The 19,579-nt window shown below is 70.7% G+C and carries 17 protein-coding genes; 12 read left to right on the top strand and 5 right to left on the bottom strand.

All coding sequences use genetic code 11. The annotated features are described in order from the left end of the window. The first annotated feature begins 55 nt into the window (after positions 1-55). Positions 56-904: a thioesterase family protein gene (locus tag ASC77_RS17545; RefSeq protein ID WP_056155887.1), complete on the top strand. Its 849-nt coding sequence runs from the start codon at positions 56-58 to the stop codon at positions 902-904. Here ASC77_RS17545 and zwf read toward each other — a convergent pair whose 3' ends face one another. The 5 genes from zwf to ASC77_RS17520 form a co-directional block, all read right to left on the bottom strand. Beyond that, positions 905-2,350 carry a glucose-6-phosphate dehydrogenase gene (gene zwf / locus ASC77_RS17540; RefSeq protein ID WP_056155884.1) on the bottom strand — a complete coding sequence of 482 codons (1,446 nt, stop codon included), beginning with the start codon at positions 2,348-2,350 and terminating at the stop codon, positions 905-907. A gap of 10 nt (positions 2,351-2,360) precedes the next feature. Beyond that, positions 2,361-3,641 (bottom strand): anthranilate synthase component I family protein, encoded by a 1,281-nt coding sequence (locus ASC77_RS17535; RefSeq protein WP_056155880.1) that lies wholly within the window; start codon positions 3,639-3,641, stop codon positions 2,361-2,363. After that, on the bottom strand, positions 3,638-4,210 hold the full coding sequence (locus ASC77_RS17530) for an anthranilate synthase component II (RefSeq protein WP_056155876.1): 573 nt from the start codon (positions 4,208-4,210) through the stop codon (positions 3,638-3,640). The genes ASC77_RS17535 and ASC77_RS17530 overlap by 4 nt, the downstream gene beginning before the upstream one ends. A gap of 91 nt (positions 4,211-4,301) precedes the next feature. Next, complete coding sequence (locus ASC77_RS17525; protein WP_056155874.1) at positions 4,302-6,236, bottom strand: anthranilate synthase family protein; 1,935 nt, start codon at positions 6,234-6,236, stop codon at positions 4,302-4,304. Positions 6,237-6,259: 23 nt separating this feature from the next. After that, the gene (locus ASC77_RS17520; protein ID WP_056155871.1) at positions 6,260-7,789 is read right to left on the bottom strand and encodes a glycoside hydrolase family 5 protein; all 1,530 of its coding nucleotides are present in this window, start codon (positions 7,787-7,789) and stop codon (positions 6,260-6,262) included. A gap of 206 nt (positions 7,790-7,995) precedes the next feature. Here ASC77_RS17520 and ASC77_RS17515 point away from each other — a divergent pair, with 206 nt between their 5' ends. The 11 genes from ASC77_RS17515 (at position 7,996) to ASC77_RS17465 (ending at position 19,558) form a co-directional block, all read left to right on the top strand. Next, entirely contained in the window at positions 7,996-8,592 is a 597-nt protein-coding gene (locus tag ASC77_RS17515) for an acyltransferase (protein ID WP_056155867.1), read from the top strand. Then, positions 8,592-9,686, top strand: coding sequence for a DegT/DnrJ/EryC1/StrS family aminotransferase (locus ASC77_RS17510; RefSeq protein ID WP_200945018.1), 1,095 nt, complete (start codon positions 8,592-8,594; stop codon positions 9,684-9,686). Before ASC77_RS17515 ends, ASC77_RS17510 begins: the two co-directional genes overlap by 1 nt. Then, a complete protein-coding gene (locus ASC77_RS17505) occupies positions 9,686-10,690 on the top strand; it encodes a Gfo/Idh/MocA family protein (protein WP_056155864.1) in 1,005 nt (334 codons plus the stop codon). The genes ASC77_RS17510 and ASC77_RS17505 overlap by 1 nt, the downstream gene beginning before the upstream one ends. Beyond that, complete coding sequence (locus ASC77_RS17500; protein ID WP_056155862.1) at positions 10,687-11,982, top strand: nucleotide sugar dehydrogenase; 1,296 nt, start codon at positions 10,687-10,689, stop codon at positions 11,980-11,982. Before ASC77_RS17505 ends, ASC77_RS17500 begins: the two co-directional genes overlap by 4 nt. An 82-nt stretch (positions 11,983-12,064) precedes the next feature. Next, positions 12,065-13,030: a dTDP-glucose 4,6-dehydratase gene (locus ASC77_RS17495; protein WP_056155860.1), complete on the top strand. Its 966-nt coding sequence runs from the start codon at positions 12,065-12,067 to the stop codon at positions 13,028-13,030. After that, the gene (locus ASC77_RS17490; RefSeq protein WP_056155857.1) at positions 13,027-14,139 is read left to right on the top strand and encodes a DegT/DnrJ/EryC1/StrS family aminotransferase; all 1,113 of its coding nucleotides are present in this window, start codon (positions 13,027-13,029) and stop codon (positions 14,137-14,139) included. Before ASC77_RS17495 ends, ASC77_RS17490 begins: the two co-directional genes overlap by 4 nt. A 56-nt stretch (positions 14,140-14,195) precedes the next feature. Beyond that, positions 14,196-15,698, top strand: a complete 1,503-nt coding sequence (locus ASC77_RS17485; protein ID WP_156391154.1) for a lipopolysaccharide biosynthesis protein — start codon at positions 14,196-14,198, stop codon at positions 15,696-15,698. After that, complete coding sequence (hisH, locus tag ASC77_RS17480; protein ID WP_056155848.1) at positions 15,695-16,444, top strand: imidazole glycerol phosphate synthase subunit HisH; 750 nt, start codon at positions 15,695-15,697, stop codon at positions 16,442-16,444. Before ASC77_RS17485 ends, hisH begins: the two co-directional genes overlap by 4 nt. Positions 16,445-16,465: 21 nt before the next feature. After that, positions 16,466-17,212: a HisA/HisF-related TIM barrel protein gene (locus ASC77_RS17475; protein ID WP_200945017.1), complete on the top strand. Its 747-nt coding sequence runs from the start codon at positions 16,466-16,468 to the stop codon at positions 17,210-17,212. Beyond that, the gene (locus ASC77_RS17470; RefSeq protein ID WP_056155844.1) at positions 17,209-18,366 is read left to right on the top strand and encodes an N-acetyl sugar amidotransferase; all 1,158 of its coding nucleotides are present in this window, start codon (positions 17,209-17,211) and stop codon (positions 18,364-18,366) included. The genes ASC77_RS17475 and ASC77_RS17470 overlap by 4 nt, the downstream gene beginning before the upstream one ends. Next, the gene (locus tag ASC77_RS17465) at positions 18,359-19,558 is read left to right on the top strand and encodes a glycosyltransferase (RefSeq protein WP_156391153.1); all 1,200 of its coding nucleotides are present in this window, start codon (positions 18,359-18,361) and stop codon (positions 19,556-19,558) included. Before ASC77_RS17470 ends, ASC77_RS17465 begins: the two co-directional genes overlap by 8 nt. The last annotated feature ends 21 nt before the right edge of the window (positions 19,559-19,579 follow it).

Here is a 19,579-nt window from a genome sequence, read left to right as displayed (position 1 = left end):
CGATCTCACACCGGAAGAGGGCGAAAACGTCAGGGACTATCCCGAGAATGGGCCGGTGACCGACGAGATCTCCTTCTTCACCCACGACGGGGACGACCTCGTCCCGACGCCGCTCGCGTGCAGCATGTGGAGCGACGACCAGCTGCACGGCGTGGCCGTGAGCGGGGCGCTGGCCCGGGCGGCCGAGCAGTGCCTGGCCGCGACCGGACGCACCGACCTCCGGCCGGCCCGGTGGGTGGTGGACCTCTTCAAGGCGGCGCGGATGCAGCCGTGCACGTTCGAGACGACCGTGGTCCGGGAGGGCTCCCGGATCTGCCTCGTCGACGTGACCCTGACCCAGGGCGAGGTCCGGGTGGCCCGGGCGTCGGCGACGTTCCTGAAGCCGTCGGCCACGGCTCCCGGCGAGGTCTGGCAGCCCGACGAGCGGCCGACGCCGCCGCCGCTCGACGTCGCACCCGAGACCGACGAGCCGCGGGTGCCCTTCCTGCGGTCCTCGTCGCCGTGGTCGCAGAACTTCACAGAGCACCAGAACGGCGACCGGAAGGCATCCTGGAGCAGCGCGATCCCGGTCGTGCCGGACGAGCCGCTCTCGCCGTTCCAGGCCGTCGCGTCCGCCGCCGACGGCGCCAGCATGGTGACCAACTGGGGCACGAACGGGGTGGAGTACATCAACACCGACATCGCGCTGACCCTGGCGCGTACGCCGGTCGGCGTCGAGATCGGGCTGCTCGCGACCGACCGGGTCGAGCAGGACGGCATCGCGTCGGGCACGACCGCGGTGTTCGACCGCGCCGGCGCCCTGGGCACGGTCACGGTCGCGGCCCTGGCCAACGCGCAGCGCACCGTCGACATGGGCGGCGTCGAGTACTCCGACGACGGCGAGCGGCGCGCGACCCGGGTGTGACTAGACGCCGGTCGCGTTCGGGTCGCGCCAGGAGCGCTCGAAGGGCAGCCGCCACGCGTGCGGCGCGATCAGCTGGTGGATCGCGTTGGGGCCCCAGCTGCCGGGCGAGTAGGCCCGCACCGGCGGCGGGTTCTCGATCAGCGGCGTCGACTTCTCCCACAGCGTCTCGATGCCGTCGGCGGTCGTGAACAGCGTGTGGTCGCCGCGGATCGCGTCGTGGATGAGCCGCTCGTACGCCTCGAGCACCGCGGCCGACGAGCTGGTGTCGTGGGTCGCGAACTGCATCGAGAGCTTCTCGAGCTTCATGCCCGGCCCGGGGCGCTTGCCGTAGAACGACAGGGACATCTTCGACTGGTCGGCCAGGTCGAAGGTGAGGTGGTCGGGCCCCTGGGTGCCGGCGTTCGACCCGGACGGGAACATCGTCAGCGGCGGCTCCTTGAACGCGATCGAGATGATCCGCGCGCCCTCCGCGAGCTTCTTGCCGGTGCGCAGGAAGAACGGCACCCCGGCCCAGCGCCAGTTGTCGATCTCGACCTTGAGCGCGACGAAGGTCTCGGTGTCGGAGTCGTCGGCGGTGTCGTGGTGCTGCCGGTAGCCGCTGTACTGACCGCGGACGACGTTGTGCGGCTCGAGCGGCCGCATCGAGCGGAAGACCTTGAGCTTCTCGTCGCTGATCGGTCCCGGCGCCAGCGACGTCGGCGGCTCCATCGCCATGAAGGCGAGCACCTGCATCAGGTGGGTGACGACCATGTCGCGGTACGCGCCGGTGGTCTCGTAGAACTTGGTGCGGTCCTCGAGGCCCAGCGTCTCGGGCACGTCGATCTGCACGTGGTCGATGAAGTTGCGGTTCCAGATCGGCTCGAAGAGGCCGTTGGCGAAGCGGAACGCCAGGATGTTCTGCGCCGCCTCCTTGCCGAGGAAGTGGTCGATCCGGAAGATCTGGCTCTCGTCGAAGACCTGGTGCAGGCGGGCGTTGAGCTTCCTCGCCGACTTCAGGTCGGTGCCGAACGGCTTCTCCATGATGATCCGGGAGCGCTCGACCAGGTGCGCCTCGTCGAGCTGGCGGACCACGTCGAGGGCCGCCTTGGGCGGGACGCTCAGGTAGTGCAGGAAGTTGACCTCGCGACCGGGCTCGCTGACCTCCTGCTCGGCCTCGCGGACCGCGGCGGCGAGCGCTTCCGGGCCGGCCGACTGCGGGACGTAGCGCAGCAGCTCCGCGAACGGCGCCCATCGCTCCTCCGACACCGCGCGGTGGCCGAACTCGTCGCACGACGTACGGGCGATCTTGACGAAGGTCTCGGTGTCGATGTCCTCGAGCGAGGTGCCGACGATCCGGGAGTCGTCGAGCAGGCCGGCCTCCCACAGCCGCAGCATGCCGGGCAGCAGCTTGCGACGCGACAGGTCTCCCGTGGCGCCGAAGAGCACGATGACGTGCGGGTTCTCCATGCCTTCGAGGTTAGACCCGTCGTGTTGCGGCGTCATGACGCCCGGGCGAGGAGGTGTCGAACACGCGCCGCAGCCGGTCCGCCTTCCACTGCGCCTCGGCCCACTCCTCGCCCACGTCCGAGCGCACGGTGATGCCGCCGCCGGTGCCGAGCAGGTAGCGGCCGTCGCCCGCCGTCATCAGGCTGCGGATCACCACCCCGAGGTCGGCCCGGCCGTCGGCGCTGATCCAGCCGAACGCCCCGGCGTACGGGCCGCGCGGGGTCTCCTCGACGTCCTCGACGACCTGCATGGTGCGCAGCTTGGGCGCACCGGTCATCGATCCGGCGGGGAAGAGCGCGCGCAGCGCCTGCACGGTGGTGACCTCCGGGCGCAGCCGGCCGCGCACCGTGCTGACCAGCTGGTGCACGGACTCGTAGGTCTCGACCTCCATGAGGGTCGGCACCTCGACCGTGCCCGGCTCGCAGACCAGGGAGAGGTCGTTGCGGAGCAGGTCGACGATCATCAGGTTCTCGGCCCGCATCTTCGGGTCGGTCGCGAGCCGGACGCGCTGCCGCTCGTCCTCGTCGGGAGTGTCGCCGCGCGGGGTGGTGCCCTTGATCGGCTTGGTCTCCAGGCTGCGGTCGGCGCCGACCAGCGCGTAGCGCTCCGGGCTGGAGCTGAGCAGCCAGGCCCGCGCCCCCGGCACGTCGTGCTGCACGAACCCGGCGTACGGCGCGGGGTTGAGCTCGCGCAGCCGCAGGTACGCCGTCACCGGGTCGAGGTCGCTCGCCACCTCCGCCCGGAAGGTCAGGTTCACCTCGTAGGTGTTGCCCGCGCGCAGCTGCTCCTGGACCCGCTCGAAGGCGGCGGCGTAGGTGGGGGGAGGCGACGTCGGTGGTTGAGGAAGGCGCTCTGGCGCCTGTCTCGAAACCTCCGACGTCTCGTGGTCGAAGAGCCGCACGTGGCTCGGTCGCATCCACACGGCGTCCGGCAGGCCCGATCCCACCGAGGCGGGCAGGTCGGGCCGGCAGGCGTAGCCGAGGTAGCCGAACCACTGGTCGGACGACGACCCGGACCCGAGCTCGGCCTCCAGCACGGCGAACACGTCGTGCCCGACGACCTCCGCCCGGCCGCCGGCGTGCCGGGTCACGAGGCGGGTGGCCGCGTCGTACGTCAGGGAGACGTCGTCGGGCTCGAGCCAGCCGACGAGCGAGCGGCGGCCGGACCACTCCCGCGCGCCGCCGCCGTCGAGCCAGAAGCAGCGCTCGTGCGCCGCGGCGACGGAGCGGAACGCCTCGACCGGCGAGCTCATGCCGGCCCCAGGAAGTTGGCGACCAGGCGGGCGCCGTGCTCCGAGAGGATCGACTCCGGGTGGAACTGGACCCCCTCCAACGGGAGGTCGCGGTGCCGCACGCCCATGACCACGTCACCGACGGTCGCGGACACCTCGAGGCAGTCGGGCACGACCAGCGCGGCGAGCGAGTGGTAGCGCACCGCGGTCAGCGGCGACGGCAGGCCGGCGAAGACGCCTCGGCCGTCGTGCTCGACCGCCGCCACCTCGCCGTGCGCCGGCTCGATCCGTCCGACCTCGCCGCCGTACGTCGTCACCAGGCCCTGCATGCCGAGGCAGACCCCGAGCACCGGTCGTGCCGCACGGCGCAGCACCTCGTCCCCGACCGCGAAGTCGGCCGGGTCCGCAGGGTGCCCCGGCCCGGGCGAGAGCACCACGTGGCTGAACGCCAGCACCTCGTCGGCGGACACCTCGTCGTGCTGGACGACGGTCGGCAGCACCCCCGTCACCGAGGCCACCAGGTGCACGAGGTTCCAGGTGTAGGAGTCGTGGTGGTCGACCACGACCACGTCGAGCTCCGGGGCGGTCACGGGCTCAACCTACTGAGGACGTACGGAGGGCCCGATGAAGCTGGGGGGCAGTCTTCACCGGGCCCATGAACGGCACGCCGTACGGCGAAGACTACCGCCCTGCTGACGGGTTGTCGCGGGGTTCGACCAGAAGGTCGCGCACCAGCGTGTGCAGCAGGTCGAAGCCGTGCTCGGTCAGGATCGACTCGGCGTGGAACTGGATGCCGCGGTAGTGCGGGCCGCGCACCAGGTGGATGTCACCGGTCTGGGGGTCGGCCTCCGCCTCGACGCCCTCCGGCGCCCCCTCGGCCCCGAGGCGCCCGACGAAGGTGTTGTAGAACCCGACCCGCTCGGTGCGGCCGTCGATGCTCACCGGCGACTGCGTGCCCTGGAAGACGATGTCCTTGTAGGCGAGCGGGATGCCGAGGTGGTGGCAGAGGGCCTGGTGGCCGAGGCAGACCGCCAGGAACGGTCGCTCGGCGGCCATCAGCTCGGCCACCGCTGCACGGAGGTGCGCCATCTTCGGGTCGTCGCCGTCGCGCGGGTCGCCCGGACCGGGACCGACGATCACCAGGTCGTAGCCGTCGAGCACGCCGGCGGCGTACTCCTCGTGGCGCACCACCTCGCTGGTCATCCCGAAGACGCCGAGCACGTGGCGCAGCATGTTCACGAAGTCGTCCTCGCCGTCGAGGATGACGACCGACTTCCCGGCCAGCCGCGCGTCCGGCGCGGCCCCGCCCTGGTCGGTCAGCCAGAAGCTCGAGAGCCGGCGGTTGCGCGCGTTGAGGGCGAGCAGCACGTCCTCGTCGTTGACCAGCTCGGCGACGTCGACGCTGGGCGTGGGAGCGGGCGGCACCAGCCCGAACGCGCTGAGGATGCCGCCGGCCTTCGCGTGCGTCTCCGCCACCTCGTACGCCGGGTCCGAGTCGCGCACCAGGGTCGCGCCGGCGGTGACCGTCAGCCGGCCGTCGAGGCCGACGTCGGCGGTGCGGATCACGATCGGGCTGTCGACGACCGGGCCGCCCTCCTCGTCGCGACCGAGGATCGCGAGCGCGGCCCCGTAGTAGCCGCGGCCCACCGACTCGTACTCCTTGATGAGGCGACACGCGTTCTCGACCGGCGATCCGGTCACCGTGGCGGCGTACATGGTGTCGCGCAGCACCTCGCGGGGGTCGCGCGCGGTGCGCCCGGCGAGGAGGTACTCCGTGTGCACGAGGCGGCTCATCGGCTTGAGGAACGGGCCGAGCACCTGGCCGCCCTCGTTGCAGATGTCGCACATCATCTTGAGCTCCTCGTCGACCACCATGAAGAGCTCGAAGACCTCCTTCTCGTCGGCGAGGAAGTCGAGGAGCTCGCCCTTGAGGCCCGGGCCCGGGTCGCGGGGCAGCCGGAAGGTGCCGCTGATCGGGTTCATCCGGACGTCGCCGCCGTGGATCGACACGTGCCGCTCGGGGCTCGCGCCGATGAGGAAGCGGTCGCCGGTGAAGAAGACGTAGGTCCAGTACGAGCCGCGCTCGCGCTCGAGCAGCCGCTTGAAGACGGTGAGCGCCTTGTCGGCGCCCCAGTCGGAGACGGCCGCGCGGTAGTGGCGGCCGATCACCAGGTTGGCGCCCTCGCCCTGCCCGATCTCGTCGTGGATGATCGACTCGACGAGCTTGCCGTACTCCTCGTCGCCGGTCTCGAAGCCCCCCCGGTCGGAGAACTCCAGGCCGGTGTCGTCGATCGCGTCGACGACCTCGGCGACGGAGAACTCGAGCTCGGTCTCCACGTCGACGACGACGAGCGGCGTGCCGTCGTCGTGGGCCGCGAAGCCGCGCTCCTGGACCTGGCGGAACGGGATGGCGACCAGCCGGTCGGCGATGTGGCCCGCCTGGGGCACGCCCTCGGCGAGGGGGATGTCGAGGATCGACTCCACGACGCTGCGCCGGCCGCCGACGACACCGACCGTCGGCCGGTCCCCGGCCCGGGTGGAGCGTCGGATGATCGCCCACGCCTCGTGCCCCTGGATGGCCGCGATGGCTTCCCGGGCAGAGGTCGTGGTCGTCATGGTCCGACTCTAGTTGCGTCGCGTCACCCCAGGCGCAGGCGGAACCGATCCTGGACGCACCCGCTCAGCACGACGTTGCCGTGCTGACGGTGGCGACGGAGTCGGTCGATCCCCTGCACGCGGACCCGCTTGCCCGCCCACGCCTTCGGCACGAAGACCCGCAGCGCGCACCGGTCGGCGGTGGCGGTGTACGCGCCGGCGAGCACCAGCGTCCCGCGACGCCCGTCGGACCTCAGCTTCGTGATCCGGCCCGGGACGGCCCGCGGCAGCGGCCGGGACAGTGGCTCGGCGTACGCCGGCGCGGGCGCGTGCGCGGTCTCGTCCGGGCAGGTGTAGCGGACCAGGCTCTGCGAGATCGGGTTCGGCATGCCGCCCGGGCTGTTGATGACGTGCGGGTTGCCGCACGCCTGCTTCCACACCCACCAGGCGCCGCCCCACCCGTACTGGTCGAGGGCGTCGGTGTAGCGGTCGAGCTTGTCCGCGTCGTCCTCGGGGTCGCTGGAGAAGAAGCCCCACTCGCCGACCCACACGGTGACGCCGTACCGCGCCGCGGTGGCGGCCGCCGAGGCGAAGCCGCTCTCGATGCTGTTGTAGGAGATGCCCTCGGCGTAGATGTGCGGCGCGAAGACGATGTTGGGGTCCCGGGTGAAGCGCCGGGGAGTCTCCGTCGAGCCGAGCGCCGACCAGAGCACCCCCGGCTCGAAGAACACGATGTGGTCGAAGCCGCCGGCCCGCCGCTCGGCCTTCCGGATCGCCGCGATCGTCCGGCCGTAGAACCGGCCCAGCCCGCCGACGTCGGCGCCGGCCCTCGTGCCGAAGCCCGGCTCGTTGAGCAGGTCGTAGCCGGCGACCGTCGGGCTCGTCGCGAAGTCGCGGGCCAGCCGCTGCCAGGTGCGCACCAGGTGGGTCTGGATGCCGTCGGTGTCGGCGTAGAAGTGGTCCCAGGCGTGCATGACGGCCGGTGCGGTCTCGCGCTCGCCGTTGCGGCAGGTCGTCGCACCGTCGGTGATCGTCGCCCACTCCGGAGCGCCGTCCCAGCCGACGGCGGGGTGGGTCCCGGTGGGGCAGACCTCGCCGTCGCGGGTGTCGACCGCGATGCCCCAGGCGTCCTGGTGCATGTCGAGCACCACGTAGAGGCCGTACGCCGCGGCTCGCCGTACGGCCTTCTTGATCTTCGCGACGTACGCCTCGTCGTACGCGCCCGGGGTGGGCTCGAGCGCGGACCAGCTCAGCACCAACCGGACGGAGTTGAAGCCGCGCCGGGCGATCGCCGCGAAGTCCGCACGCCGCAGCGGGACGGTGGGGACGAAGTCGGGGTTGGCCTGGTAGTACTCGCCGAGGCCGATCACGTTGACCGAGCTGAGCAGCACCCGGGCGCCGTGCTCGTCGAAGATCCCGGGACGAGCCCCCGTCGTGGCGTGCAGCCGGGAGAGCCCGGACTGCGCGCGGGGTGCCGGACGGTCGGCGGTGCCCGCGTCAGCGGTCGAGGGAGACAGGGTGCCGAGCGCCAGGGCGACGGCGAGGGCAAGGATGACTGCTCGGGCGCGGTTCACGGCCGCATCCTCGCCCCCGTCCCCGGGGACGGCAACCGGTTCGACGGAACACGTCTGTCCCACGCGCGGGCGCGCCCGCCTTTCGGCCGCGCGACCTGCATCGAGTAGCCTCACGACCCTGTGAAGCGGCACGTGCATCCGAAGACGACCTCTTCGATACCATCTCGGCTGATTGCGCGCCGACCAGACACGTGGAAAGTGCTCGCATGCCAGTGAAGATTCTCGGGTCGGCCGACGTCGACCAGGGTGCGGTCATCGGTGACGGGTCGTCCGTCTGGCACCTGGCTCAGGTGCGGGAGGGCGCGAGCCTGGGACGGGACTGCGTCATCGGCCGGGGCGCCTACATCGGCACCGGCGTCCGCATGGGCGACAGCTGCAAGGTCCAGAACTACGCGCTGGTCTACGAGCCCGCCGAGCTCGGCGACGGCGTCTTCATCGGCCCGGCCGTCGTGCTCACCAACGACACCTACCCCCGCGCGGTCAACCCGGACGGGTCCGTCAAGTCGGCCGCCGACTGGGAGCCGGTCGGCGTCGTCATCGGTGACGGCGCCTCGATCGGTGCGCGATCCGTGTGCGTCGCCCCGGTCCGCATCGGCGCCTGGGCGCTCGTCGCGGCCGGTTCGGTCGTGACGAAGGACGTGCCCGACCACGCGCTCGTCGCCGGGGTGCCGGCGCGACAGATCGGCTGGGTCGGCCGCACCGGACGGCGGCTCGAGGACGACGGCACGGGGCTGCTGACCTGTCCCGACACGCAGGAGAAGTACCGCGTGTCCGACAGTCGGCTGACCGTCCAGGAAGGTTGATGACCATGAGTGACTTCATCCCGCCCGCGAAGCCGATCATCGGTGACGAGGAGCGCGCCGCCGTGGATCGCGTCATGCGCAGCGGCATGCTCGCGCAGGGGCCGGAGGTCGCGGCCTTCGAGCAGGAGTTCGCGGAGCACTTCGGTCTGGGGCGCGCCTGCGTCGCGGTGAACTCGGGGACCTCGGGCCTGCACCTCGGGCTGCTCGCTGCGGGCGTCAAGGCCGGCGACGAGGTCATCGTCCCGTCCTTCACCTTCGCGGCGACCGCCAACTCGGTGGCACTGACCGGCGCGACCCCCGTCTTCGCCGACATCGACCCCGACAGCTTCTGCCTCGACCCCGCCAGCGTCGAGGCCGCCATCACCCCGCGCACCGTCGCGATCATGCCGGTGCACCTCTACGGCCACCCCGCCGACATGCACGGCCTGCGCCGCGTCGCCGAGGCCCACGGGCTGCGCATCTTCGAGGACGCCGCGCAGGCGCACGGCGCCTCGCTCGACGGGACGCCCGTCGGTGCGTTCGGCGACTTCGCGATGTTCTCCCTCTACCCGACCAAGAACATGACCTCCGGCGAGGGCGGCATGGTGTCGGTGGCGGACCCGGAGCTCGAGCGACTGATGCGGCTCTACCGGAACCAGGGCATGCAGCGCCAGTACGAGAACGAGGTCGTCGGCCTCAACAACCGGATGACGGACATCCACGCGGCCATCGGCCGGGTGCAGCTCACGAAGGTCGATGCCTGGACCGACCGGCGCCGGTCGAACGCGGCGTACCTCTCCGCCCGCCTGGACGGCGTGACGACACCTCCGGTGACCGACGGCGCCGTGCACGTCTACCACCAGTACACCGTGCGGGTGGCCGAGGACCGGGACCGCTTCGCGGCGGCCCTCAAGGACGAGTACGCCGTCGGCTCGGGCATGTTCTACCCCGTCCCGAACCACCGCCTCGCCCCGTTCCAGGCGGCGGTCGACCTTCCGGCGACCGAGGCCGCGGCCCGGGAGTGCCTGTCGCTCCCGGTGCACCCGTCCCTGAGCGACGACGACCTGGACCGCATCGTGACGGCCGTCAACGCGCTGGCGAAGGCGGGCAGCTGATGAGCGAGACCCTGCGCGTCGGCCTGGTCGGGATCGGGATGATGGGGCGCAACCACGCCCGCGTCCTGTCCTCGCTCGACGGGGCCCGACTGGTCGCGATCGCCGACCCCGCCGGTGACCCGCACCGGGCCGCCGGTGCCACCCCGGTCGTCGACACGGTGACCGAGATGGTCGAGCGCGGCATCGACATGGCCGTCGTGGCCACGCCCACGGGCTTCCACCTGAGCGCCGGCCTCGAGCTCGCCGCGGCCGGGATCCCGACCCTGATCGAGAAGCCCCTCGCCACCGACGCCCACGAGTCCCAGCAGCTCGTCGACGCCTTCGAGGGTGCCGGGCTGGTCAACGCCGTCGGTCACATCGAGCGCTGCAACCCCGCGCTGCTCGCGCTGCGGGAGCGTCTGGACCACGGCGACCTCGGCGAGATCTACCAGGTCGCGACCCGCCGGCAGGGCCCGTTCCCCCACCGCATCGCCGACGTGGGGGTCGTGAAGGACCTGGCCACCCACGACATCGACCTGACCGCCTGGGTGATCCGCTCGCAGTACCGCAGCGTCTCGGCCCACAGCGCCCACAAGTCCGGCCGCATGCACGAGGACCTGATCTCGGTCACCGCCCAGATGGAGGACGGCACCGTCGTCAGCCACCTCGTCAACTGGCTCTCCCCGCTCAAGGAGCGGGTGACCGTGGTGACCGGTGAGCGGGGCGCATTCGTCGCCGACACCCTCACCGGCGACCTCACCTTCCACGAGAACGGCCTGATCCGCACCGAGTGGGACCAGGTCGCGACGTTCCGCGGCGTCACCGAGGGCAACAGCACCCGGTTCGCGATCCCGAAGCCGGAGCCGCTGCGGGTGCAGCACGAGCACTTCCGCGACGCCGTGCTGGGCGTGTCCGACAAGGTCGTGACGATGCGCGAGGGCCTCCGCACCGTCGCCGTCGCCGACGCCTGCCTCCGCTCCGCGCAGGAGGGACGCACGGTCGAGGTCAGCGAGGTGCTGGCATGAGGATCGCCGTCATCGGCATGGGCAAGATCGGCCTGCCGCTCGCTGCCCAGTACGCCGACCGCGGCCACCAGGTCGTCGGCGTCGACGTGAACGCCGACGTCGTCGCACTCATCAACGCGGGGCAGGAGCCCTTCCCCGGCGAGGCGCACCTGGCCGAGCACCTGGCCCGCTTGGTCCCGACGGGCGCACTGGTCGCCACCACCGACTACGCCGCGGCGATCCCGGAGGCGGACGCCGTCGTGGTCGTGGTCCCGCTCCTCGTGGACGGCGAGGGCCGACCCAACTTCGTGGCGATGGACTCGGCGACGAGCGACATCGGCCGCCACCTGACCTCGGACACCCTGGTCATCTACGAGACCACGTTGCCGGTCGGGACCACCCGGACCCGGTGGCTGCCCGCTCTCGAGACCGGCAGCGGGCTCGTGCAAGGTCGCGACTTCCACCTCGTCTACTCGCCCGAGCGGGTGCTCACCGGGCGCGTCTTCGCCGACCTGCGCAAGTACCCCAAGCTGATCGGCGCCCTCGGCGAGGAGGGTGCCCGGGTCGCCCGCGACTTCTACGAGTCCGTCCTGGAGTTCGACGAGCGGTCCGACCTGGCCCGCGCCAACGGCGTGTGGGACCTGGGCGCTCCCGAGGCCGCCGAGCTCGCCAAGCTGGCCGAGACGACCTACCGCGACGTGAACATCGGCCTCGCGAACCAGTTCGCCGTGTTCGCGGAGAGTGCGGGGATCGACATCCACCGCGTCATCGAGGCCGCCAACAGCCAGCCCTACAGCCACATCCACCGGCCCGGCATCGCCGTGGGCGGGCACTGCATCCCCGTCTACCCGAGGCTCTACCTCTCCACCGACCCGGACGCCTCGATCGTCCGGACCGCACGCGAGTTCAACGCGACGATGCCCGAGCACACGATCGGCCTCCTCGCCCAGGCGTACGGCGACCTGACCGACGCGCGCGTCGTCGTGCTGGGCGCGGCGTACCGCGGCGGGGTGAAGGAGACGGCGGTCTCCGGGGTCTTCGACACGGTCGACGCCCTCATCAAGCGCGGCGCCGTCCCCCTGGTCCAGGACCCGCTCTTCTCGGCCGACGAGCTCCGCAAGCTGGGCCTGGACCCCTGGGACGGCCAGTCCCCGGTGGACGCCGTCGTGGTCCAGGCCGACCACCGGGCGTACGCCGACCTCGACTCCGCCGGGTTCCCCGGGGTCCGGGTGGTCGTCGACGGCCGGCGGGTCCTCGATCCCAGCCGCTGGAGCGGCACCACGTTCATCCAGCTGGGGGTCTCGACGACATGACGCCGACCCACTGCCCGAGCAGCGGCCGACCGCGCGGAGACGCGCCGACGCCGGACCTAGTACAAGCACACGGAGAAGCCTGATGAACCTGACTGACAAGTCCGTCCTCGTGACCGGAGGCGCCGGCTTCATCGGCAGCCACTTCGTGGATCGGCTGATCCGTGAAGAGCCGTCGCGGGTGACGGTGGTCGACAACTTCTTCCTGGGCTCGATGCGCAACCTGCAGGACGCCCTGGAGGTGCGGCCCGACATCGAGGTGATCCGCCTGGACGCGGCCGACCTCGCCGCCATGCAGGACGTCGTCACCACCCACGACGTCGAGGTCGTCTTCGACTTCGCCGTGGTCCCGCTGCCCACGTCCCTCGACTACCCGAGCTGGACGGTCACGACCAACGTCGGCATCGTCACGACGTTCTGCGAGATCGCCCGCCGCGAGATGATCGAGCGGCTCGTCCACATCTCCAGCTCGGAGGCCTACGGCTCCGCCCGGTACTCCCCCATGGACGAGGACCACCCGCACGACGCGATCACGCCGTACGCCGCCAGCAAGTCCGCCGGCGACCACATCATCCACTCCTACGTGGAGACGTTCGGCATCGACGCGACGGTCCTGCGGCCCTTCAACAACGTCGGCCCTCGGCAGAACCTCGGCAGCTACGCGGGCATCATCCCGATCGTGGTCCGCAAGGTGCTGAGCGGGGAGCCGATCGAGATCTACGGCGACGGCGAGCAGACGCGCGACATCATCTTCGCGCCCCACACCGCCGACGCAGTCGTGAAGGTGTACGACGAGCCGCGCGCCCACCGCCAGGTGCTGAACCTCGCGTCCGGGGTGGAGACGTCGATGAACGACCTGGTGCGGCGGCTGCTCCTCCTGCTCGATGCTCCCGACCACCCGATCGTCCACACCGACCCCCGGCCGGGCGACGTCCGGAGGCATATCGCGGACCCGCGCAAGCTCCAGGACCTGGTGGGCATCACCATCGAGCCGGTGAGCGACCAGAGCCTCAAGGAGACGGTGGAGTACTACCGGGCCCTCCTGTCATGAGGCTGGCCATCCCGGTCACCGGGCAGGAGGAGGTCGACGCGATCGCCGCCGTGCTCGGCACCGGCAACCTCACCCAGGGCCCGGTGACCGTCAGGTTCGAGGAGCTGGTCAAGGGCCGTGTCGGCACCGACCACGCCTTCGCGACCAGCTCCGCCACGACCGGCCTGCACCTGGCGCTGAAGGCCATGGGCGTCGGGGCGGGCGACGAGGTCGTCCTGCCGGCGTTCAGCTTCCCGGCCACGGCGAACGTCGTGGTCCAGCTCGGGGCGGTCCCCGTCTTCGCGGACATCGACGCCGCGACGTTCAACCTGCTGCCCGGCGCCTGCGCGGACGCGATCACCCCGCGCACGAAGGCGATCATGCCCGTCCACGCCTTCGGCCTCTGTGCCGACATGGACCCGATCTGCGAGGTGGCCCGCTCCGCCGGGGTCCCCGTCCTGGAGGACGCGGCGTGCGCTCTCGGCGCGACGTACCGCGGCCGCGCCGTCGGCGCCCTGGGCGACGCCGGAGTCTTCTCCTTCCACCCACGCAAGGTGATCACCACGGGCGAGGGCGGCATGATCACCACCTCCGACGCCGAGCTGGCCGCCCGGGCCGCCGTGCTCCGCACCCACGGCAGCGTCCGCGGTGAGCGCTACCTGTCCTTCGTGGACGCCGGCTTCAACTACCGGCTGAGCGACGTCCTGTCGGCGATCGGCGTCGTCCAGATGGGTCGCCTCGACGACATCCTGCGGGACCGGCGCCGCCTGGCCGACCAGCTGACGGCCCGGCTCGAGACGGTTCCGGACGTCGAGCCGCCCCGGGTGCCGGAGGGGCTGACGCACACCTACCAGTCCTACGTCGTCACGCTGGATCCCGCCGTCGACCGGGACGCCGTCATCGACGCCATGGCACGTCGCGAGATCGAGACGACCCTCGGCACCTACGGCATGCACCTGCAGCCCTTCTTCGCGTCCACCTACGGCACCCGGGCCGAGCAGTTCCCGAACGCCACGCAGGCGCACCGCCAGGCCCTGACGCTGCCGCTCCACACCTTCCTGACCGACGGCGACCTCGACCGGATCGCCCAGGCCCTGAGCGAGTCCGTCCGAGAGTCCCGCTCACGGTGAACCAGGCAGGTCGGCAGCAGCCGACGCCCGAGACCGCTCCGGAGGCACCGAGCACCGTGCCCCCCTCGACGGATGCCGCCCCCGGCGGCACCGTCGTCCGGTCGATGATCAGGCACTCGGCGGTCTACATGCTTCCGACGATCCTGACCAAGGGCCTCGGCTTCCTCCTGCTGCCGATCTACACCCACGCCTTCGCCCCCAGCGACTACGGCGTCCTCGACCTGATCACGACCCTGGGTCCGATGGTCAACGTCGTGATCTGCCTCGAGGTCCTCCAGGGCATGGTCCGGCTGCGCGTGGACGTGTCGCCGGAGGAGCAGCGACGGCTCACCGGCACCACCTGGCTGTTCTCGCTGCTGGTGTACGGCGTGTTCGTGGCCGTCACCATGCCGGCCGCCCCGTGGATCGCCGAGCACGTCCTGGGCAGCAGCGACCTCACCGACGTCACGCGGATCGGCATCGTCTCGATGTCGATGAACGCCCTGGCCGGCATGTTCCTGAGCCAGTTCCGCTGGGAGCTCAAGAGCACGACGTACACGATCCTGACCACGTGCTACGCCGTGACGACGATCGGCGTCGCGGCGTGGATCGCGCTCGGGCTCGAGCGCGGCGTGTTCGGCGTCCTCGTGGGCCAGGCGGCGAGCGGCGCGCTCTTCTCCCTCGTTGCCGTCGTGATGGCGCGGCACAGCGTCCGCTGGGTCCTGAGCGGGTCGCTGCTCCGCCGCATGCTGGCGTACTCGTGGCCACTGGTCCCGGCCAGCCTGTCGGTGACGCTCACGCTCTACTTCGACCGGATCGCGCTGACGATCCTCACCTCGCTGCACGACGTCGGCGTCTTCGGCGTCGCCGCGCGCTTGGCGTCGGTCATCACCATCTTCGTGGCCGGCCTCCAGATGGCCGTCATGCCGCTGATCTTCGCCCACTACACGGAGCCGCAGACCCCGGCGAGCCTGGCCAAGATCTTCCGGTGGGCGCTCGCCGTCCTCCTCGGCGTCTGCCTGTCGCTCCACCTCGCGGCCGAGCCCCTGGTGGCGCTGCTCGCCCCGCCCGTGTACGCCGAGGCGGCGCACCTGGTGCCCGTGCTCGCTCTCGCCATGACGGTCAACCAGCTCTACATCTTCTTCCCGGGCATGGCGCTCGCCATGAAGACGGGTCAGCAGCTCGCCGTGACCGTCGCCGCAGCCTGCGTCACCCTCGCCGCGAACTTCGCCCTGATCCCCGTCCTGGGCGCCCTGGGTGCCGCCGTGGCGAGCCTGTCCGCGGCGCTGGTGTTCTTCGTCCTCTGGGCGGTCGCGAGCCAGCGCCACTACCCCGTCCCGCTCGACTTCCCGGCGCTGGCGCGCGGGGTCGGGATCTTCCTCGCCGTCAGCGGGGCGGCGTACGCGCTCGACGACAGCGGACTCGCCGAGCTGCCGAAGGATGCGGCGAAGCTGGGGCTGCTGGTGGTCTTCGTCCTCGGCCTGATGGCCTCCGGCATGGCGCCGCTCCGCGAGCTGAGGACCGGCCTCGGGTCCGCCCTACGGCGCGAGGAGCCGTCGCCACCGACCGGCGATGAGTGACCACCCTGCAGGGCCGGGCAGAAGCCGGTGACGGGCAGGTCAGTACATATACTCGGTCGTTCGGCGAGGAGGTCGTGTCGTTGTCGCAGCCAGGGATGGACAGGGAGTCGTCGACCGACGACTCCAGAGCGGTGACCGTCGTCGACCTCGGAGTCGGCAACATCGGGTCGATCCTCAACATGCTGCGTCTCCTCCACGCGCGCCCCTCGGTCGCGTCGAGCGTCGACGAGCTGGCGGGGGCGACGAAGGTGATGCTTCCGGGAGTGGGGCACTGGGACCACGCGGCAGCCCGGCTCGAGCAGGCCGGGTGGCGTGAGGCGCTGGTCCACGTGGCGACCGTCGAACGCAGGCCCGTGCTCGGTGTCTGTCTCGGCATGCAGCTGCTGCTGGAGAAGTCCGAGGAAGGGGATCTCCCCGGACTGGGCCTGATCCCGGGCCGGGTGGCGCACTTCGACTTCGCGGGCGTGCCCGGCGAGACGCCCCGCATCCCCCACATGGGCTGGAACGTGGTCACCGATGCGCAGCCCAACGAGCTCTCGCCGGGAGATGACGCCGAGCGCCGGTTCTACTTCGCGCACAGCTATCACGCCGCTGACATCGCATCGGAGCACACCATCATGCAGGCGCACTACGGCTACGACTTCGCGTGCGGTGTGCGCCGGGACAACGTCTGGGGCGTGCAGTTCCACCCCGAGAAGAGCCACCGCTTCGGCATGCACCTACTCAGCCAGTTCCTGGGTGTGTGACCCGTGCTCAGGACCCGCGTGATGCCTGCCCTGCTGCTCCTCGACAGGGGGTTGGTGAAGACCGAGAAGTTCAAGGGCAGTCGCTACATCGGCGACCCCATCAACACGGCCCGCATCTTCAACGAGATGGAGGTCGACGAGCTCGTCCTGCTGGACGTCGGCGCGACCATGAACCGGCACCCGGTGCAGTTCGAGCTCGTCGAGAGCATCGTGTCGGAGTGCTTCATGCCGATCTGCTACGGCGGAGGCGTGCGCACCATCAGTGACTTCGAGCGGCTCTTCTACTCCGGCGTCGAGAAGGTGTCGGTCAGCTCCCTGCTCTTCGAGCAGCCGAGCGTCGTCTCGGAGGCCGTTGCCCGCTACGGCTCGCAGAGCGTCGTCGCGACGATCGACGTGCGGAAGGCGCGCTTCGGCGGGGCCTACACCGTCTACACCCATCGCGGGACCCGCAAGGTCGGTCGACCGCTCGGAGCGGTGCTCGATCAGCTGGCCGACCTCAAGGTGGGTGAGGTCCTGGTCAACAACATCGACCGCGAGGGCACCTGGGGCGGCTTCGACGTCGACCTGGTCTCACTGGTCGCCGAGCGCATGCGCTGTCCGGTCATCGCCATGGGAGGCGCCGGCAGCCTCGAGGACATCGGCCAGGTGGTGAGGGAGGGGCACGCCTCAGCAGTCGCGGTAGGTAGCCTTGCCGTGTTCCAGGCCCGTGGTATGGGCGTCCTGGTGAACTTCCCGAGTGTCTCCCAGCTGAAAGATTTCCTCCCGTGACCGACGACCTGCAGGTGTGCAGCCGCTGCATCTACGACTCGACCATCCCGAACATCTCGTTCGACGAGGCGGGCGTGTGCAACTACTGCCACCAGATCGACGACATGGAGGAGCGCTACCCCAACGACGAGCGCGGCCAGCGGCACCTCGACGAGCTCGTCGCGCAGATGAAGGAGGACGGCAAGGGCCGCAAGTACGACGCCGTGATCGGGGTCTCCGGCGGGTGCGACTCGTCGTACCTGATGCACCTCATGTCCCAGCACTACGGGCTCCGGTTGCTCGCCGTCCACTTCGACAACACGTGGAACACCCGCACGGCCACGGAGAACATCCACAAGGTCACGACGAAGCTGGGCATCGACCTGTTCACGGAGGTCGTCAACGCCAACGAGTTCGACGACCTCTACCTGTCGTTCCTGAAGGCGGGCGTGCGTGACATCGACTGCCCGACGGACATCGGGCTGGCCGCGACCATGGGGATCGCCGCCGCCAAGTTCAAGGTGAAGTACCGCATCGACGGACACTCCTTCCGCACGGAGGGGTCGGCTCCGATGGGGCTGGTCTACATGGATGCGCGCTACATCAAGAGCGTCCACAAGAAGTACGGCACCCGGAGCGCGAAGAGCTTCCCCAACCTGTGGCTGCACCGGCAGCTGCGCTGGATGCTCGTCAACCGCGTCAAGTCCGTGCGACCGCTGTACCACCTCGAGTACGACAAGGAAGCAGCGATGAAGCTGCTCACCGAGGAGTACGGCTGGACGTGGTACGGCGGGCACCACCTGGAGAACCGGACCGCCGCGTTCTACCACAGCTACTTCGCGCCGCGCCGGTGGAAGTCGGACTTCCGGATCGTCGGGTACTCCGCCCACATCCGCGACGGTCGGATGACGCGCGAGGAGGGCCAGCGACTGATGTCGGAGCCTCCCCTCCTGGAGGAGGGGCTCCTGGACTACTTCAAGAAGCGGCTGTCCCTCAGTGACGCCGACTTCGAGCGGCTGATGACCCTCCCGAAGGCGTACTACGACGACTTCCCCACGTACAAGAAGACCTTCGAGCGGATGCGGCCCTTCTTCTACCTGATGGCCAAGGCGGACCTCGTACCGTGGAGCTTCTACATGAAGTACACGGTGCCGCACGAGGTCGTCCGTGACTGAGCGCTCTTCCTCGGGAGTGCTCCTCGCCGGTGTCGCGGCGGCCCAGCGCGCGGTGCTGCGCGTCAGCTACCAGGTGCACCGCCGTGCGCACCGAGCCCGCGAGGTCGACGGCCACGTCGTCGGGATGGCTGAGGTCGCAGGGCTGCTGAAGTCGGTGGGGGCCTCGCTCCCCGGCGCGGTGACGGTCAACCTCGCCCGCCACCCGTTCTACGACCACCAGTACGACATCCAGCTCGACGTCGCGGGTCGGTGGAGCGTGGGACGCAAGCTGCGCCGGCTCGTCGCCGGGCCGTGGGTGCTGGGCCGGCTGGCGGCGCGCCACCAGACCTTCATCTACATCGGGGGACAGGGCTTCCTGGTGTCCGCCCTGGACGGGCGGGAGCGGGAGCTGAGCTTCCTGCGCTCGATCGGCCGGACGGTGGTCTGCTACTTCGCCGGCTCGGAGATCCGCTCCCAGGCCCTGCTCAACGCCTTCGGCGAGGCACACGACATGGACGTCATCACGACCTACCAGTCCCAGGTGGCGCCCGGCACCGCCTCGGACGCAGCGGAGCGTCACCGGCGCGCGTTGGCGTCCGCCGCCGACCGCAACGCCGACCTCATCTTCAACGCACCGGTCGACCAGATGTCCTACCTCGAGCGCCCGACCGAGCCGTGCCTCTACTTCTACCCCGACGAGCTGATCGGCCGGCGCCCCGACAAGTGGGCCGACCTCTCCGGGCCGCCGTTGATCGTGCACGCCCCCTCGTCGCCGATCATCAAGGGGACGCCCCTGGTGCACGCCGCGATCAAGGCGCTGCGCGCGGACGGCCACGAGTTCGAGTACGTCGAGCTGACCCAGCGACCCAACGCCGAGGTCATCGCACTGCTCGAGCGGGCGCACATCGTCCTCAACGAGTTCTACTCGTTCGTCCCCGGTGTCTTCGGCGTCGAGGCGATGGCCGCCAACACGGTCCTCCTCACCTCCGCGGACCCGGCCATCGAGCCCTCGCTGCCCGAGGGCGCCGAGGCGGCGTGGGTGGTGACGCCGTACTGGCGGATCTACGACCGCCTCAAGGGCGTGCTCGACGATCGGCAGGGCATGCAGTCCCAGGCGGACCGCGGAACGGCATGGGTGCAGCAGAACTGCTCCAGGTCCGCGAGCTCCGAGCGGCTCGTCGACCTGATCGACGCGCTGCCCACCAGTGCTTGAGGCAGTCGACCGACACGGTGT

The organism is Nocardioides sp. Root1257 (genome assembly GCF_001425175.1).
Lineage (GTDB): Bacteria > Actinomycetota > Actinomycetes > Propionibacteriales > Nocardioidaceae > Nocardioides.
This window is presented reverse-complemented; position numbering and strand designations above follow the sequence as displayed.

Excerpts from the sequence above, each read along its gene's own strand:
- ASC77_RS17515 (WP_056155867.1), top strand. The coding sequence starts at position 7,996 with ATGCCAGTGAAGATTCTCGGGTCGGCCGACGTCGACCAGGGTGCGGTC.
- ASC77_RS17525 (WP_056155874.1), bottom strand. The coding sequence starts at position 6,236 with ATGACGACCACGACCTCTGCCCGGGAAGCCATCGCGGCCATCCAGGGG.
- ASC77_RS17510 (WP_200945018.1), top strand. The coding sequence starts at position 8,592 with ATGACCATGAGTGACTTCATCCCGCCCGCGAAGCCGATCATCGGTGAC.
- ASC77_RS17495 (WP_056155860.1), top strand. The coding sequence starts at position 12,065 with ATGAACCTGACTGACAAGTCCGTCCTCGTGACCGGAGGCGCCGGCTTC.
- ASC77_RS17500 (WP_056155862.1), top strand. The coding sequence starts at position 10,687 with ATGAGGATCGCCGTCATCGGCATGGGCAAGATCGGCCTGCCGCTCGCT.
- ASC77_RS17505 (WP_056155864.1), top strand. The coding sequence starts at position 9,686 with ATGAGCGAGACCCTGCGCGTCGGCCTGGTCGGGATCGGGATGATGGGG.
- zwf (WP_056155884.1), bottom strand. The coding sequence starts at position 2,350 with ATGGAGAACCCGCACGTCATCGTGCTCTTCGGCGCCACGGGAGACCTG.
- ASC77_RS17490 (WP_056155857.1), top strand. The coding sequence starts at position 13,027 with ATGAGGCTGGCCATCCCGGTCACCGGGCAGGAGGAGGTCGACGCGATC.
- ASC77_RS17535 (WP_056155880.1), bottom strand. The coding sequence starts at position 3,641 with ATGAGCTCGCCGGTCGAGGCGTTCCGCTCCGTCGCCGCGGCGCACGAG.
- ASC77_RS17475 (WP_200945017.1), top strand. The coding sequence starts at position 16,466 with ATGCCTGCCCTGCTGCTCCTCGACAGGGGGTTGGTGAAGACCGAGAAG.